This is a genomic window from Bordetella avium, assembly GCF_034424645.1.
Taxonomy (GTDB): domain Bacteria; phylum Pseudomonadota; class Gammaproteobacteria; order Burkholderiales; family Burkholderiaceae_B; genus Bordetella; species Bordetella avium.
In genome coordinates, this window is the sequence record NZ_CP139969.1 from 3,276,642 (window position 1) to 3,291,298 (window position 14,657).

The window sequence follows — 14,657 nt, forward strand, 5'->3', positions numbered from 1 at the left end:
CCTCAGGAGGGCCGCTGCTGCTGAACGACAACCGAAGGCATCCGCCCTGCCATGTCACGCGGCAGAGCCGCCACCTGTGCGGCCACCTTGCGAGCAATCTCGCGATACAGGCCGGCGGCCTCGCTTTGCGGGTCCGCCACCACCGTGGGCGCGCCGGCATCGGTCTGCTCTCGGATGGCCAGGGTCAGCGGCAGGCTGCCAAGCCAGGGCACCTCGTATTGGGCCGCCATGCGCTGCCCGCCGCCCTCGCCGAAGATATGCTCAGCGTGGCCGCACTGACTGCACACATGGATAGCCATGTTCTCGACCACGCCGAGAATCGGCACCTCGACCTTCTGGAACATGCGCAGGCCCTTGCGTGCGTCCAGCAGCGCGATATCCTGAGGCGTGGTCACGATGACCGCGCCCACCACGGGCACTTTCTGGGCCAACGTCAGCGCCACATCGCCCGTGCCCGGCGGCATGTCGACAATCAGATAATCCAGGTCACGCCAGTTGGTCTGGCGCAACAATTGCTCCAGCGCCTGGGTCACCATCGGCCCGCGCCAGATGGCGGGCGAGTCGGCATCGATGAGAAAGCCGATGGAATTGGCCTGGATGCCATGGCCCACCAGGGGCTCCATCGATTTGTTGTCCAGGCTCTCCGGACGGCCGGTGATGCCCAGCATGGTCGGGATGCTGGGCCCATAGATGTCGGCGTCAAGCACGCCTACACTGGCGCCCTCGGCCGCCAGGGCCAGGGCCAGATTGACCGAAGTGGTGCTTTTGCCAACCCCCCCCTTGCCCGAGGCCACGGCGATGATATTGCGCACATTGGGCAGGGGCTTGAGGCCGCGCTGCACGGCATGCGCCTGCACAGCCACCTTGACCGCGATCTCGGCCTGATCAACCCCTACGGCGGCCAGCGCGTCACGGGCCAGCTCGGCCAGGCGCGCCTGTGCCGCCAGCCCGGGATAGCCTTGTTCGATCAGGAGACGAACCCGGCCATTTTCGATGTGGATGTCACGATCTTTTACAGAAGCGCCCAGGGAAAGGCCGGTTATCGGATCGGAAACTCCGCGCAACGCGGCGCGGATTTGGTCTATCGTTATACTCATGTCACTATGATTTCAGAGGCAAGGCGGGATTCGCATCAACCGTTACCCACAAGGATAGCGGAAGCAAGGGAACCTAATGCCCTGTTTTAACATCCTATATCCATGACAAACGCCCTCATTCGTTTTCTCCGCGCCATTCCCATTATCTTGCTGGGCTTGATCGGCACGCTGATGGCGCTGGTGTTCATGGCCTCGACCGTGATCGCACTGGGCATTCTGTATCTGGTTGCCAAGGTGCGCGGAAAACCCTTTGGCGTGCGCGCCTACTGGAGCCAACGCCAGGCGAACCGACCCTTTCAGGGGCCCTTCCCCGGCGCCAGCGCGCCCACGCGCACCCAAGACGTCATCGACGTCGAGGCTCGCGAAATCCGCTAGCTCCGCCCGGCACGGCGGGCAATCCGTTTACTATGCCCCCGCTCTGCCCCTGCCCCCCGTTTAGCGGGCAAGCCCATGGCTTGCCCGTCTGGCCTCGCCCTCCGCGCCAGGCCTTAAAATAGCCTCTCGCTTCCTGGCGGGTGTTGCCCGCCTTCCTCTCAACGTCAGATCCGACATGTCACGCACCCTGTTCGTCACCACTGCTCTGCCCTATGCCAACGGCTCCTTCCATATCGGCCACATCATGGAATACATCCAGGCTGACATCTGGGTCCGCTCGATGCGCATGGCGGGGCACACGGTGCACTTCGTGGGCGCGGATGACGCGCATGGCGCGCCCATCATGCTCAAGGCCGAAAAGGAAGGGATCACGCCCCAAGCACTCGTGGCCCGCTACGCGGCCGAGCGCCCCCGCTACCTCGACGGCTTCCATATCCGTTTCGACCACTGGCACAGCACGGACTCGGCCGAGAATGTCGCCCTGTCGCACGAAATCTACAGGGCGCTGAAGGCGGCCGGCCTGATTGAAACGCGCTCCATCGAACAGTTTTTCGACCCGGTCAAGGGCATGTTCCTCGCCGACCGCTATATCAAGGGCGAATGCCCGCGCTGCCACGCCAAAGACCAATACGGCGACTCCTGCGAAGTGTGCGGTGCCGTCTATGCCCCCACCGAACTGATCCAGCCCTATTCCGCCCTGACCGGCGCCACCCCGGTACTCAAGCGTTCAGACCACTTCTTTTTCAAACTTTCTGATCCGCGCTGTGTGGAATTCCTCCAGCAATGGACGACCGGCAGCAATCGCAACGGCATCAAGCACCTGCAATCCGAAGTCCAGGCCAAGACGCGGGAATGGCTGGGCGGCGAAGAGGGCGAAGCCAAGCTGGGCGACTGGGATATCTCGCGCGACGCGCCCTACTTCGGCATTGAAATCCCCGATGCGCCGGGCAAGTATTTCTATGTCTGGCTGGACGCCCCGGTCGGCTACCTGGCCTCGCTGAAATCTTACTGCGACAAGATCGGCCTGGACTTCGACGCGCTGCTCGACCCGTCCAGCGCCACCGAACAAGTCCACTTCATCGGCAAGGACATCATCTATTTTCACGCGCTGTTCTGGCCTGCCATGCTCAAGTTCGCCGGCCGCAAGACACCCGACGCCCTGAATGTGCACGGCTTCATCACCGTCAGCGGCGAGAAGATGTCCAAGAGCCGCGGCACCGGCATTTCCCCGCTGCGCTATCTCGAAGTCGGCATGGACCCCGAATGGCTGCGCTACTACATGGCGGCCAAGCTGAACGCACGCGTTGAAGACATGGACTTCAACCCCGAGGACTTCATCGCCCGCGTCAACAGCGACCTGGTCGGCAAATACGTCAATATCGCCAGCCGCGCGGCCAACTTCATCACCCGCCACTTCGAGGGCAAGCTCGCGTATCTGGGCGATACCGCTGCGCTGTCGGCCGAGTTCGCGCAGCAAACCGAATCGATCCGCGCAGCCCTGGAGGCGCGCGAGTTCAACCGCGCCATCCGTGAAATCATGGCCTACGCCGACGGCATCAATCAGGCTTTCGACGCCGCTCAGCCCTGGGTCCTGGCCAAGGGCTTCGCCGAGGCCGACGAGGCCCGCCGCGCCCAACTGCAAGACATCTGCTCGCGCGCCCTGGCCGGCTTCAAAGCCTTGTCGGTCATGCTTGCCCCGGTGCTGCCCGCCCTGACCTCGCGCGTGGCGCGTGAGCTGTTCGGCGCCCAGCGTGACTTCATCTGGAGCGATGCCGCCGACCTGCCGGCTCAGGTGGCCCCCTTCAAGCATCTGATGCAGCGTGTCGATCCGCAAATGCTCGATGCCTTGTTCGAGCCGCCCGCCGAACTTGCCGCTCCCGCTCCCACACCAGGCGGCGAAGCCCTGGCTGACACCATCTCCATCGATGATTTCGTCAAGGTGGACCTGCGCATCGCCAAAATCATCAATTGCGAAGAGGTCGAAGGCTCGACCAAGTTGCTACGCCTGACCCTGGACGCAGGCGAAGGCCGCCACCGCAATGTCTTCTCCGGCATCAAGTCCTTCTACAAGCCCCAAGACCTCATTGGCAAGCTGACGGTGCTGGTAGCCAATTTGGCGCCGCGCAAAATGAAGTTCGGAGTATCCGAAGGCATGGTGCTGGCCGCCAGCCACGCCGACGAAAAGGTCGACGCCGGGATCTACGTGCTCGAGCCCTGGCCTGGTGCGCAACCTGGCATGCGCATCCACTAAAACCCAGGTCCAGCAAAGGGGCGCCCATCGCGAAATGGGCGCCCCTTTGCTTTACCGGTAAGGCGGCGACGTCAGACCGGCTTGAGCGCCGGATCGAGGGCATGGCGCTCATCAAACACAAAACAGGCGCCGTCATAGCCCGGCCCGCCAGTTTCCTCGAAGTATTTCAGAATGCCGCCTTCGAGCTGATAGACATGCGCTATCCCGATATCTTCCATGAAGATGGCGGCTTTCTCGCAGCGGATGCCCCCGGTGCAGAAACTCACCACCGTTTTCCCTTCCAGTTCTGCGCGGTGTTCGCGCACCGCATCCGGGAACTGCGTGAAGCGGTCGATACGCCAATCGATGGCGTTACGGAAGGTTCCCACATCCACTTCGAAAGCATTGCGGGTGTCCAGCATAACGACCTCGCGCCCGTCATCATCGCGCCCCTGCTCGAGCCAGCGAGCCAGGGTATGGGCGTTGACGCTGGGCGCTCGGCCCGCCTCGGGACGGATGGCCGGATGATTCATGCGGATGATCTCTCGCTTAAGACGCACACGCATCTTGCCAAAGGGCACGTCGGCGGAAGTGCTGTACTTGACCTCGATGTCTGCAAAACGCGCATCGGCGCGCAGGCCAGCAAGAAAAGCCTCGATCGCCTCGCCCGAACCTGCCAAAAACAGATTGATGCCCTCGGGGGCCAACAGAATAGTGCCCTTGAGACCCAGGGCATCGGCGCGCTCCTGCAAGGCCTCGCGCAGCAAGACGGTATCGGGCAGGCTTACGAATTTATAGGCGGCAATATTGACGATAGACATGAAAGCAGACGGCAAAAACTGAAAATAAAAACCGGGCGGGCTTATCGCGGCGCCCTATTCGCCAGGCGGACGAAGTCCAGCACATCGCCCGAGGCCAGCGTAAGCGTCAGGCGCTCTGGCCTCGTGACATCGTTCAGATGGCTGGCGGTAATCCCTGTCAGGCCCGCGAGATAATCCTGCTCGAGCTGCATGGTGTCAGTCGGGCAAGCCATATAGGTCACCACAGGAGGCGATTGCACGAGCAACTGGCCATTGGCCACCACATACTGGCTCGAGTAGCTATTGCACCCGGCAACCCCCCCCATCTGCCCTCGCCCCCTGTCCTGCGTGAAGACCAGGGTGATGGGTCTTTGCCCGCTGTGCGCATGCGGCACCGGACGCAATGCGCCACCGGGCCGGGTCCAGCGCGCGAGCTCCCAGCTTGTCTGCGCGAAAACATCCGATTGTTGCCCGACCTGCTGCCCCATGACGGGCGACGGCGCAGGCCGTGAAGCGCAGGCAGCCAGCCCCAGCAAAAGCGTCAAATAGCACAGCGGACGAAAGATAGCAGGCATAGCGGCTTCCTTGATGCAGGCCGGCTGAGCGGCCGAAACCCCTATTTTATGCCCTGCCGTCCATGGGCCGCATCAGAGGTTGGATGCATCCTCGCGACGCGAAAACTCAAGCACGTCACCCGTTGCCACGTTGAAAGTCAGATGACGCGGCGCGCCGCTGGCATCCAGCGTGAACGAGCGGATAGCTGCCAGGGCGCGCAGATAATCCGCCTCGAGCTGAGCCTGCTGCGGGTCCGGGCAGGCCATGCGTGTCGAGGCGGGTGCCGTGATGCTGAGCTTGTCGGCCTCCAGCTTATAGCTGCCGCGATAGCGATTGCAGCCCGAAAAACCATGAACCGTGTATTGCTTGCCATCCGCCAGGAAAGTCAGCGAGATCGGCTCGCCTCCTTTCGTGATATCACGCTGATTGCCCAGCGCGTCGGCCCAACGGGTCAGCTCCCAGCGGGTTTGCGCCAGCGAATCCGCGCTGGTGGCGGCATTGGCGGCAGCCGACCCGACGGGCCGGGCCTGACCGGTATGGGTCGCGCAGCCGGCCGACAGGGCCAGCAAGCCGGCGCACAGCATTGCTCGAGGAAGGGACATCACATTCTCTCTGTCTGAGGAGTAGGCATCTACTGTAACCGCCAAGAGATGTTCGAGCTATAGCGCAGGGTCGACGCAGAACCGTCTTGTTTTCGCCGCTCAACAGCGCGCGCCGGATAAAGCCACGGAGACTGCCGGGCGTCCTTGTCATGAGGCTTGCCCCGCCAACGCCTGTGTCCCTAGCCTCTTTCCGTACTCCGCCGGCCTGCAGCCGTACGGCCTTCGCGGCCCTGTTCGTACTGCTCAACTCGCTGCTGTTTATATGGCCGCTGCTGCGTTATGCCGCCCGGCACAACGACGGCCACATCAACATTCTGATCACGCTGATCCTGACGCAGGCCGGCCTAAGTTTTTTGCTGCTCGCCCCCTTCGCGCTGCTGTCTCGCCGCGCGGCCAAGCTGGCTGCGGCCTTGCTGCTGATCGGCAATGCCATCGCGCTGTACTTCATCAACACCTATGGCGTGCTGATAGACCGCGCCATGATGGGCAATGTGCTAAGCACCGACTGGGCCGAATCGAGCGAGCTGCTGCACCCGATGCTGGGCTTCTATGTACTTGTGCTGGGCCTGCTGCCCGCCGCCCTGCTCTGGCGCCTGCGCCTGCGTTCAGGCGGGAGGCTGCATCTGGCAGCCAGCGCGAGCGCCGTGCTGCTTGCTCTGCTCGCCTGGCTTTACGCGGCCAGCGGCAGTTGGTTGTGGCTGGACCAACATGCCAAGCGGCTCGGCGGTCTAGTGCTGCCCTGGTCCTACCTCGTCAACACCGTCCGCTACGCCAGCCATGAAGCAGGCCAGCAGACCGTGCAACGCCTCTTGCCCGACGCCGCGCTGCCTCCCCCCTGGCAGAAAAAGAGGTCGTCGTACTGGTGATCGGCGAAGCCGCCCGCTCGGCCAATATTACCCATTACGGCTACGGGCGAGACACCAATCCCTACACCCGCGACACCACCTTGCTTGCCCTACCGGGCGCCCGTTCCTGCGCCACCTACACCACCGCTTCGCTGGCCTGCATGTTGTCGCACAAGGGTGACGCGGCCAGTCTTCCGGTCAGCGACGAGCCCTTGCCCAGCTATCTGTCGCGCCAGGGTGTGGACGTGATCTGGCGTGGCAACAACAGCGGAGAACCCCGCATCGCGGTCAACACTTATGAGCAACGCGGCGACATCGCACAGGATTGCCCCGAGTGCGACGGGCATGACGCCGATCTGCTCCATGGGCTGGCCAAGCGCATCCAGACCTCAACCTCGGAACGGGTATTCGTCGTGTTACACCTGGCTGGCAGCCACGGTCCGGCCTACCACCGCAAACATCCGCCAGCCTTCACGACCTTCACGCCCGTATGCCGCTCTGTGCAGCCCAGCGAATGCTCATCGGAATCGCTCATCAACGCCTATGACAACACGCTGGTCTACACCGATTACGTGCTCGGCCGCCTGATCGGAATGCTGTCCAGCCTGCCCTATCCGGCAACGCTGCTTTACGCCGCCGACCACGGCGAATCGCTGGGCGAGCATGGCTGGTATCTGCATGGCGCACCCAATGCGCTGGCGCCCGATGTTCAACGCGACATCCCCTTCTATCTCTGGTTATCCGACTCCCATCCCCGCCTGCGCCTGCCTACGCAGGCGCCAGACGATCTCTCGCACAACCATGTCTTTCACAGCGTGCTGGGCGCCTTCGGCATGCAATCGCCCATCTACCAGCCCGAACGCAACCTGTTCCGGGAGAAAACACCATGACCTTCCGTAACATCCTGCGCCTGCCCCTCAGCTATCCGGCCGCACGCCTGAAGCTGCTGGGTTCGGGCTGGTGCCTGGCCATCGCAGCCATGGTCTTTCCTTACGACCATGACAAGCATGTGTCGCCCGATGCCCCCGCCGCCGCGTGGGCGGTGGAGCATGTCGGCCGCCACCTGAACACGCTCATGCAGGTCTCCATGCCGCTTTTGACGCGCGATTGGGTCGGCCTGAAGCAACTGCTGGTGGTCGCCATCACCGCGACCGCAACCGTGCACGGCCTGAAGCGTCTGCTCAACGACGTCGAAATTGCAGGCAGCCGTCTCGGGCAGCGGCCGCGCTCGGCCTCCAGCAAACACAACATGCCCTCAGGACACTCCTCCTTGGCCGCCTCTGGCGCATGGTTTGTCGCGCGGCGTTACGGCTTGATCTTCCTCTGGATACTCGCACCGATGACGCTCATGACCATGTGGGCGCGCGTGATGCTCGACGCCCACACGATCTGGGCCACCCTGGCCGGTGCGCTGCTGGGCATATTGTTGACCGACCTGTTCACCACGGCCCGACATAAGCGGCTCCGCCCCGCCAACGTCTAACGCCGACGCTAAACCGCACCGTGCTTTTGTCGCGCTACGTGGCCAGCTTGTCACGGACTCCGTCTTGATTACGGCACATCGCGCGCCGCCCATCGCCCAGCCCCGGATGATTGCCCAACACCCCACTCTATATCGGTTCTCAAGCATGCGTAGCGATGCTTTACCGCATACCTCCGGTGTCCTGCGCAAACACCTTGTTTCTCCTAAGCCGCCATCAATAATGACTCCACCCCCCCCCCCGCTCCTTTCGTCCTATATTTCGCCCGGCTCCACTGGCCCTTTATCTGTCTCTGCTTTCTGCAGCGCCGGCCACATACGCCCAGGTCCCGCAGCCAGATGCCACATTGAGCAACACCGCCGTTACCGTCTCCGGCGAAAATGTCCCGAACAATGTGAAAAACAAAAACAAAATTCAACTGTCCGGCTCCGCATCGCTGACCATCGAGAACGGCGGGTCCCTGTCGCCCGCCGACTGGATCATCCTTCCCGGAGCCACAGCTTCCGTCACCGTAACCGGCGCCGGCTCGACGCTCACCACCGGTGAGGTGCAGATTACCGAGAGTGGGGCAAGCCTCAAGGTCGAGGACCAGGGCAAGGCAGTCTTGAACAAACTCAACCTGGACAAGGGGCAAACGCTGGTCACCGGGCAGGGTTCGTCTTTGCAAGTAAAAGCCGATGGAAGTTTCCGCGTCGGTAACAACGGCGCAGCCACGTTGCAAATCAAGGATGGTGGAGCCCTGACGAGCGACACAATGCTGACGCTCACGAACACAAACACCGACTCCGCCACGCTCGGCATTGATGGGGCAGGCTCCTCGCTTAACGTTAGCGGTGAGGTGTCATCCGGCGCAGGCGGCACCACTGCGATCACTGTGCTCAATGGCGGCAGCCTCAACAGCCAAGGCGCAACACTGGGCAAGTCTGACGGCAACAAGACCACCGTGCTTATCGACGGCGCCGGATCTCGTTGGACCAATACCGGAGCCATCACCCTCAACGCACAGGCCAGCGTGCAGCTTCGCAATGGCGGTGCGCTGGATCTCGGTGACAAAACGCTCACGCTGACAGGCCAGAACACCAGCCTGAACCTCGGCGGCACAAACACCGAAGGCGCCGCCGCCACTGGGACGCTGCACGCAGCAGCAGTCGCATTCTCGAAGAGCGATGCGACCGCCGCCACCCAAGCGCTGGTCTTCAACCACTCCGACTCGGAGGGCTTTGAGTTCGGCGCCAAACTTTCTGGCGATGGTAAGGTCATACTGAAACACGGCCTGACACGCCTGAGTGCGGATAGCTCGCAATTCAGTGGCAGCACGGAGATAGCCGGCGGATCGCTGCAGGTCGTAGGCAAGTTGGGCGGAAAGCTCAACCTCATTAATGGCGAGCTCCAGGTGTCCGGAACGGTCGATACGCCGGAGGCGCTGACGCTCACGCAAGACACCTCCGATACGGCGAGCCTGTTGATTTCAGGTTCAGGCGCCAGCCTGACAACGGCGCAAACCGTCGATTCGAGTACCGGTGGCGGCATGGCCAGCATCAAGATTCTCGATGGCGGCAGCCTGAACAGCCAAGGCGCGACACTGGGCAAGTCCGACGGTGACAAGACCACTAGCGTGCTGATAGACGGCGTGGGGTCGCGCTGGACCACCACGGCAAAGCCCTTCACACTTAACGACAATGCCACTTTGCAATTGCGCAATGGCGGTACGCTGGATCTCGGCGACCAAGCCTTGACACTGTCGGGCAAGGATGCTGAAGTGTCCATCGGCAGCCTGTCAACCGAAGCAGCCGTCGCACCGGGGCTACTGAAAACACCAGAGGTTGCGTTCGCCACAAATAAGTGACGACACACTGCAAATACTCGCCTTCAAGCACACCACCAATGGATTGGATTTCAGCCCCAAGATCACGGGCAATGGTTCGATCGTAGTAGAGCAAGGCCTGACAAACCTGACCGCAGATAGCTCGACGTTCTCGGGTGAAACACTGATAACCGGGGGCTCTCTGGACGTTGCGGGAAAACTCGGCGGCGCACTCACCATCAGCAATGGCGAGCTCAAGGTTTCCGGCACGGTCGATAGCCAAAGCGCTGTTCAGCTTAAATCCACTCGCAGCAGCAGCCTATTGGTCGAAGGCGAGAACGCCTCGCTGACGACGGCCTCAACGGTCAACGCCCAAGCTACTGAAGGTAAGGTTGATATCAAAATCCTTGACGGCGGCAGCCTGAAGAGCCAAGGCGCAACCCTGGGCAAGCCTGGCGACGGCGAGTCTACCACCGTGCTTATCGATGGCGCGGGGTCACACTGGGCTGCGACACAGGCTTTCACGCTGAACGACAATGCCAGCGTCCAGTTGCGCAATGGCGGCACACTGGACACCGGAAACAAGGCCTTGAGCTTGCAAGGGAAGCACAGCCGCCTCATTCTGGGCGGTGAGGATGCAGCCGCAGCCGCCGGCACACTGTCCACCAAGGGGCTGGAATTTTCCTCGCTCGACGACAGCGCCGCCACGCAACAACTGGTTTTCAACCATAACTCCGACAACTATGAGTTTGGCGCGCCTATCACCGGCCGCGGTCACATCACGCAGCAACATGGCGTCACCCTCTTGACCGGAGACAGCGCAGCCTTTGCCGGCCAGACAGATGTTCTGGGCGGTACGCTGCGCGTCGATGGAAAACTGGGAGGAACACTTACCGTCCATAGCGGCGCATTCCTGAGCGGCACGGGCCAGATCGGCTCGACCGTCATCAATGAGGGCGGCACGCTTTCGGCCGGAGGCCGCCAGCCTGTTACGGTCATGGGTGACCTGGAGATCAAGAACGGCGGCGCCTTAAGCGTCGCGCTCGCCAGTGACACCGTGCCCACTCAGGCGCTGCTCAATGTGAGTGGCAAGACAAAGCTTGAAGAAACCAGCAAGCTGAACGTGGAGGCTCGTGACGCGCAACTCGACGCGCCCTATCTGTTGCTCAAGGCGACGGGCGGCGTCGAGGGCAAGTTCGGCACGGTATCCAGCAAGGTGGACAACAATCTCGCCTTTATTGACACCACGCTGGACTACAACACCCCAGGACAGATTAGTTTGACACTGACCCGCCGCGCGAACGACACCTTCGCCAGCCAGGCCGTCAGCAGCAATGAGCGCGCCGTCGCCAACGCGCTCGACCACATGCCCGAGAGCGGCGAACTCCCTCAGTTCGTGCAACGGCTGCCCAAGGGCGCTCCGGCCGCCGTGTTTGATGCCCTGGCAGGCGATGCGCACACCTCGGTCAGCAACGCACTACAACAAAGCGCAGTGGCCCCTGTGATGCAAGTGCCCATGGCCCATCTTCGCAGCAATCTGCAAGCCGGTCTGCTGCCAGGCGCGCCATTGGCGCAAAGCGGCGGCTCCTACCCGGTTTCCGCCCTGCCCTCCTCGGCCGCCCAGCCTCTGTGGGCCCAGACATTCGGATCGTGGCAGCACGACAAAGGTGATAGCAACGCCCCCGGCGGCCGTGCCTTCACGGGTGGGCTCTTCATCGGGGTAGACCAGGCTCTTGGCAAGAATAAGGACATACGCCTGGGCGCCGCCCTGGGCTACAGCCAGACACAGGTCAACATCCGCACGCGCTCGGCCAAGGCCACGATCGACAACTTCAGCTTGACCGCTTACGGCGGAAAACAGTGGGAAACCGGCTTGGGCCAGTTGAACTTGCTGGCGGGCGGCGCTTATACCTCGCATCACATTCGCAGCAAGCGCGATCTTTCCCAGGTGGGGCTGGCCGATACGCTGAGGGCCGGCTACCACGGCAATACCGTGCAGCTCTTCACCGAACTCGGCCACGCCTTCCCCTGGCGTCACGGCTATGTCGAACCCTATGCCGGCATCAGCCTCAACCGCCTGCACACCGAGTCCTATACGGAAAGCGGTGGGGTTGCCGCCCTACATGGCGCGGCACAAAGCCGCAGCAACCTCGTGACCTCGTTGGGTGTTCGTGCTGCCTACGATCTGAAGGTGTCGGGTAAAGATCTGCGCTTGCGGGCCGGCTTGGCCTGGCGCTACACAGGCCAGGACTTGACGCCGCAATCCAAACTCGCTTTCCAGAATGGGCCGGATTTCACGGTAAGCGGCACCCCGATCGCACGCAGTACGGCACAGGCCGAATTGGGCGCGGATCTGGCCATCAGCCCCAAGGCGACGCTGGGCGTAGGCTATACCGGAGAGTTCGGTTCCCGGTCACGGCAACAGACCGCTACGCTGCAAGGCCGCTGGGCATTCTGACCCCGCCCAGGGCTAGCATGGACGATGGATGAAACACCTGATGACATTCATCGGGTGTTTCGATGCGTTGAGGGACAGCGCCGGGCCGCTCTCGAACGGTTGGAAACCCGCTTCCCTGCCTTCCATCAAGGGGGGAGGCTGACAGGCTCCCCTTGTTATCTCTCGTTAAAGGCAAGACATGGCTTTCGCTTTCAAACCGCAGACTGTAATCGACTGCATAAGAACGACCTCCGTCGTCTTGGTCGCGCTTGCTGGCATGGCAGCCGTCCCGGCGCATGCCTCCGATGGCGTCATCACCATCACCGGTGAAATCACCACGCAAACCTGCAAAATCAATGGCAACACACCGCCCTACAATCTGCTGGTCACCCTGCCCAAGATTTCGTCGTCAGCCCTGAAAAACGTCAATGACACGGCCGGCAGCACCGTCTTTCACATCGAGCTGACGGAATGCCCCGAGTCCCTGAAAAACAAGATGCTGGCCGCCTACTTTGAACCGGGCCCTGCGGTGGACCTCGCGACAGGCAATCTCCAGACCTATACCATCGACACGCTGCCCACGAAGGCGGCGAGCACCATTCCTGGCGACCTGGACAGCAGCAAGTTATTCGACAATGTGGAAATCCAGTTGGCCAATACGGATGGCAGCGCCATCAAGATCGGCGCGGCCGACCATCGCAGCAAGGGTTTCACAGCCGTGGAGGCCGGCTCGGGCAACAGCAAGACGGCCAGCGCCACGCTGACCTATCTGGCACGCTATATCAAGACAGGCAACGGCGCCATCAAGGCGGGCAAGGTTCATACCTACGTACAGTATTCGATCCTCTACCCTTGACGCCGTATCAGGGTGGATTTGCCGAACAGGCTTTCCACCAATTCGGCCGCCACCATGGCGGTACGGTTGCGCACATCCAGCGCGGGATTGAGTTCAACGATGTCGAGCGAAGCCATCAGCCCCGTGTCGGCGATCATCTCCATGCATAGCTGGGCCTCGCGATAAGTCGGGCCGCCAGACACGGTGGTTCCTACACCGGGCGCAATGTCGGGGTCGAGAAAATCCACATCAAAGCTGACATGCAAATGGGTGTTGTGATCCAGGCCCTCGAGCGCGGTTTGCATGGTGGCGCGCATGCCGGCCTCGTCAAGATGGCGCATATCGAACACCTCCAGACCCGCCTCGTATATCCGCAGGCGCTCGCCGTCATCGACGCTGCGAATGCCGATCTGACGCACCCAGCCTGCCTCGATGGCCGGCACGGCCCCTGACAGATTGATCAGCGCTTCGGGTCCCGCCCCGCACAGACAGGCCACCGGCATACCGTGGATATTGCCCGTCGGCGTGAGGACTTGCGTGTTGAAATCGGCATGTGCATCCAGCCACAACACCCGCAGCCCTTTGCCGGCTTCGCGGCAATGACGCGCCACGGCGCTGATCGAACCAATGGCCAGGCAATGGTCCCCTCCCAGCATCATGGGGAAATGACCGGCGCGCAACTCCGCGTACACGGCCTCGTAGACGAGGCGGTTCCAGGCAATGACCTCATCCAGATGGCGATAGCCGGCCGAGGGGGGTTGCCAGGGATTGGGCGGGCCAGCCAGATTGCCACGATCGTGAACCCGCATGCCGCGCTGGCTCAAGCGTTCGATCAGGCCTGCCACACGCAGCGCCTCAGGGCCCATTGACGCGCCACGCGCGCCGGCGCCGACATCGGTCGGCACACCGATCAAACTGATATCTCTGGCCTGCATGGCATCTCCTTCTGGTCGGCGGGGGGTTTGAGCGTCAATCTGCTGGCGCAATGGTAGAACGCTTGAGCGCTATCGGATAGATAGAAAAATGATGCTTTTCGATAATCCTCTATTCAATAAGCATAGAAATCTGGCGTTCTGACTATTTTTCACTATGATCAGGGCTTTGACTGCTGCCGGACCCATCATGTTGCTCGATCCTTTGGACCGCCGTCTTATCGCGCTATTGCGCACCGACGCCCGCCTGCCCACTGCGGCCTTGGCCAAGCAGTTAGCGGTGTCACGCGGCACCATACAAAACCGCATGCAGCGCCTGGAACGCGCCGGGGTTATCACGGGCTATACCCTGCGCATGGCCGAACATGAAGATCAGGCTGGCGTGCAGGCAGTGACCCTCATCGAGGTGCACGGGGCCGCCACAGACCAGGTGATTGCCGCCCTGCGCCGCCTGCCTGAGGCGACCCAGGTGCACTCCACCAACGGGCGCTGGGATCTGGTGGTGCATTTGCACACGGCCGACCTCGCAGCATTTGACCGGGTGCTGCGCGAGCTGCGCGGCATAGCCGGGGTGGCCAACTCAGAAAGCCATTTGCTGCTGGCGGCGCATCGCTAAAGCCCCTGTTGCCTCGCCGCCGGCCAAGCGGTCTATCCTGGATAAGTC

14 protein-coding genes are annotated in these 14,657 nt (G+C 62.1%); 9 read left to right on the top strand and 5 right to left on the bottom strand.

Features of this window, described 5'->3' with window-relative positions:
- Window positions 1-2 precede the first annotated feature (2 nt).
- Window positions 3-1,097: an iron-sulfur cluster carrier protein ApbC gene (gene apbC, locus U0029_RS15110; protein WP_012416170.1), complete on the bottom strand. Its 1,095-nt coding sequence runs from the start codon at window positions 1,095-1,097 to the stop codon at window positions 3-5.
- A 102-nt stretch (window positions 1,098-1,199) separates the two neighbouring features.
- Between apbC and U0029_RS15115 the strand changes: the two genes are divergently transcribed.
- Together U0029_RS15115 and metG are read left to right on the top strand one after the other, a co-directional pair.
- Window positions 1,200-1,472: a hypothetical protein gene (locus U0029_RS15115; RefSeq protein WP_012416169.1), complete on the top strand. Its 273-nt coding sequence runs from the start codon at window positions 1,200-1,202 to the stop codon at window positions 1,470-1,472.
- A 175-nt stretch (window positions 1,473-1,647) separates the two neighbouring features.
- The gene (gene metG, locus U0029_RS15120; RefSeq protein ID WP_114851699.1) at window positions 1,648-3,723 is read left to right on the top strand and encodes a methionine--tRNA ligase; all 2,076 of its coding nucleotides are present in this window, start codon (window positions 1,648-1,650) and stop codon (window positions 3,721-3,723) included.
- Between the two features lie 71 nt (window positions 3,724-3,794).
- Here metG and U0029_RS15125 read toward each other — a convergent pair whose 3' ends face one another.
- The 3 genes from U0029_RS15125 to U0029_RS15135 form a co-directional block, all read right to left on the bottom strand.
- Entirely contained in the window at window positions 3,795-4,523 is a 729-nt protein-coding gene (locus tag U0029_RS15125) for a sulfurtransferase (RefSeq protein ID WP_012416167.1), read from the bottom strand.
- A 41-nt stretch (window positions 4,524-4,564) separates the two neighbouring features.
- The gene (locus U0029_RS15130; protein ID WP_114851698.1) at window positions 4,565-5,077 is read right to left on the bottom strand and encodes an META domain-containing protein; all 513 of its coding nucleotides are present in this window, start codon (window positions 5,075-5,077) and stop codon (window positions 4,565-4,567) included.
- A 72-nt stretch (window positions 5,078-5,149) separates the two neighbouring features.
- Window positions 5,150-5,659: an META domain-containing protein gene (locus tag U0029_RS15135; protein ID WP_114851697.1), complete on the bottom strand. Its 510-nt coding sequence runs from the start codon at window positions 5,657-5,659 to the stop codon at window positions 5,150-5,152.
- Between the two features lie 173 nt (window positions 5,660-5,832).
- Here U0029_RS15135 and U0029_RS15140 point away from each other — a divergent pair, with 173 nt between their 5' ends.
- The 6 genes from U0029_RS15140 (at window position 5,833) to U0029_RS15165 (ending at window position 13,082) form a co-directional block, all read left to right on the top strand.
- A complete protein-coding gene (locus tag U0029_RS15140) occupies window positions 5,833-6,525 on the top strand; it encodes a phosphoethanolamine transferase domain-containing protein (protein WP_162790329.1) in 693 nt (230 codons plus the stop codon).
- Window positions 6,522-7,394, top strand: a complete 873-nt coding sequence (locus U0029_RS15145) for a sulfatase-like hydrolase/transferase (protein WP_162790328.1) — start codon at window positions 6,522-6,524, stop codon at window positions 7,392-7,394. Before U0029_RS15140 ends, U0029_RS15145 begins: the two co-directional genes overlap by 4 nt.
- Window positions 7,391-7,987, top strand: coding sequence for a lipid A 1-phosphatase LpxE (lpxE, locus tag U0029_RS15150; RefSeq protein ID WP_114851694.1), 597 nt, complete (start codon window positions 7,391-7,393; stop codon window positions 7,985-7,987). Before U0029_RS15145 ends, lpxE begins: the two co-directional genes overlap by 4 nt.
- 344 nt (window positions 7,988-8,331) lie before the next feature.
- Complete coding sequence (locus tag U0029_RS15155) at window positions 8,332-9,831, top strand: hypothetical protein (protein ID WP_162790327.1); 1,500 nt, start codon at window positions 8,332-8,334, stop codon at window positions 9,829-9,831.
- Window positions 9,809-12,247 (top strand): autotransporter family protein, encoded by a 2,439-nt coding sequence (locus tag U0029_RS15160; protein ID WP_147294809.1) that lies wholly within the window; start codon window positions 9,809-9,811, stop codon window positions 12,245-12,247. Before U0029_RS15155 ends, U0029_RS15160 begins: the two co-directional genes overlap by 23 nt.
- Window positions 12,248-12,425: 178 nt before the next feature.
- The gene (locus U0029_RS15165; RefSeq protein WP_012416161.1) at window positions 12,426-13,082 is read left to right on the top strand and encodes a fimbrial protein; all 657 of its coding nucleotides are present in this window, start codon (window positions 12,426-12,428) and stop codon (window positions 13,080-13,082) included.
- Here the strand turns inward: U0029_RS15165 and rocF are convergent.
- On the bottom strand, window positions 13,073-13,996 hold the full coding sequence (gene rocF, locus U0029_RS15170) for an arginase (protein ID WP_114851691.1): 924 nt from the start codon (window positions 13,994-13,996) through the stop codon (window positions 13,073-13,075). The genes U0029_RS15165 and rocF overlap by 10 nt on opposite strands.
- 187 nt (window positions 13,997-14,183) lie before the next feature.
- On the opposite strand from rocF, the gene U0029_RS15175 reads away from it, so the two are divergent.
- A complete protein-coding gene (locus U0029_RS15175; RefSeq protein ID WP_012416160.1) occupies window positions 14,184-14,609 on the top strand; it encodes an Lrp/AsnC family transcriptional regulator in 426 nt (141 codons plus the stop codon).
- The last annotated feature ends 48 nt before the right edge of the window (window positions 14,610-14,657 follow it).

Coding starts and splice junctions, on each gene's coding strand:
- U0029_RS15115 (WP_012416169.1), top strand. CDS start 1,200: ATGACAAACGCCCTCATTCGTTTTCTCCGCGCCATTCCCATTATCTTG.
- U0029_RS15165 (WP_012416161.1), top strand. CDS start 12,426: ATGGCTTTCGCTTTCAAACCGCAGACTGTAATCGACTGCATAAGAACG.
- U0029_RS15130 (WP_114851698.1), bottom strand. CDS start 5,077: ATGCCTGCTATCTTTCGTCCGCTGTGCTATTTGACGCTTTTGCTGGGG.
- lpxE (WP_114851694.1), top strand. CDS start 7,391: ATGACCTTCCGTAACATCCTGCGCCTGCCCCTCAGCTATCCGGCCGCA.
- metG (WP_114851699.1), top strand. CDS start 1,648: ATGTCACGCACCCTGTTCGTCACCACTGCTCTGCCCTATGCCAACGGC.
- rocF (WP_114851691.1), bottom strand. CDS start 13,996: ATGCAGGCCAGAGATATCAGTTTGATCGGTGTGCCGACCGATGTCGGC.
- apbC (WP_012416170.1), bottom strand. CDS start 1,097: ATGAGTATAACGATAGACCAAATCCGCGCCGCGTTGCGCGGAGTTTCC.
- U0029_RS15125 (WP_012416167.1), bottom strand. CDS start 4,523: ATGTCTATCGTCAATATTGCCGCCTATAAATTCGTAAGCCTGCCCGAT.
- U0029_RS15175 (WP_012416160.1), top strand. CDS start 14,184: ATGTTGCTCGATCCTTTGGACCGCCGTCTTATCGCGCTATTGCGCACC.
- U0029_RS15135 (WP_114851697.1), bottom strand. CDS start 5,659: ATGTCCCTTCCTCGAGCAATGCTGTGCGCCGGCTTGCTGGCCCTGTCG.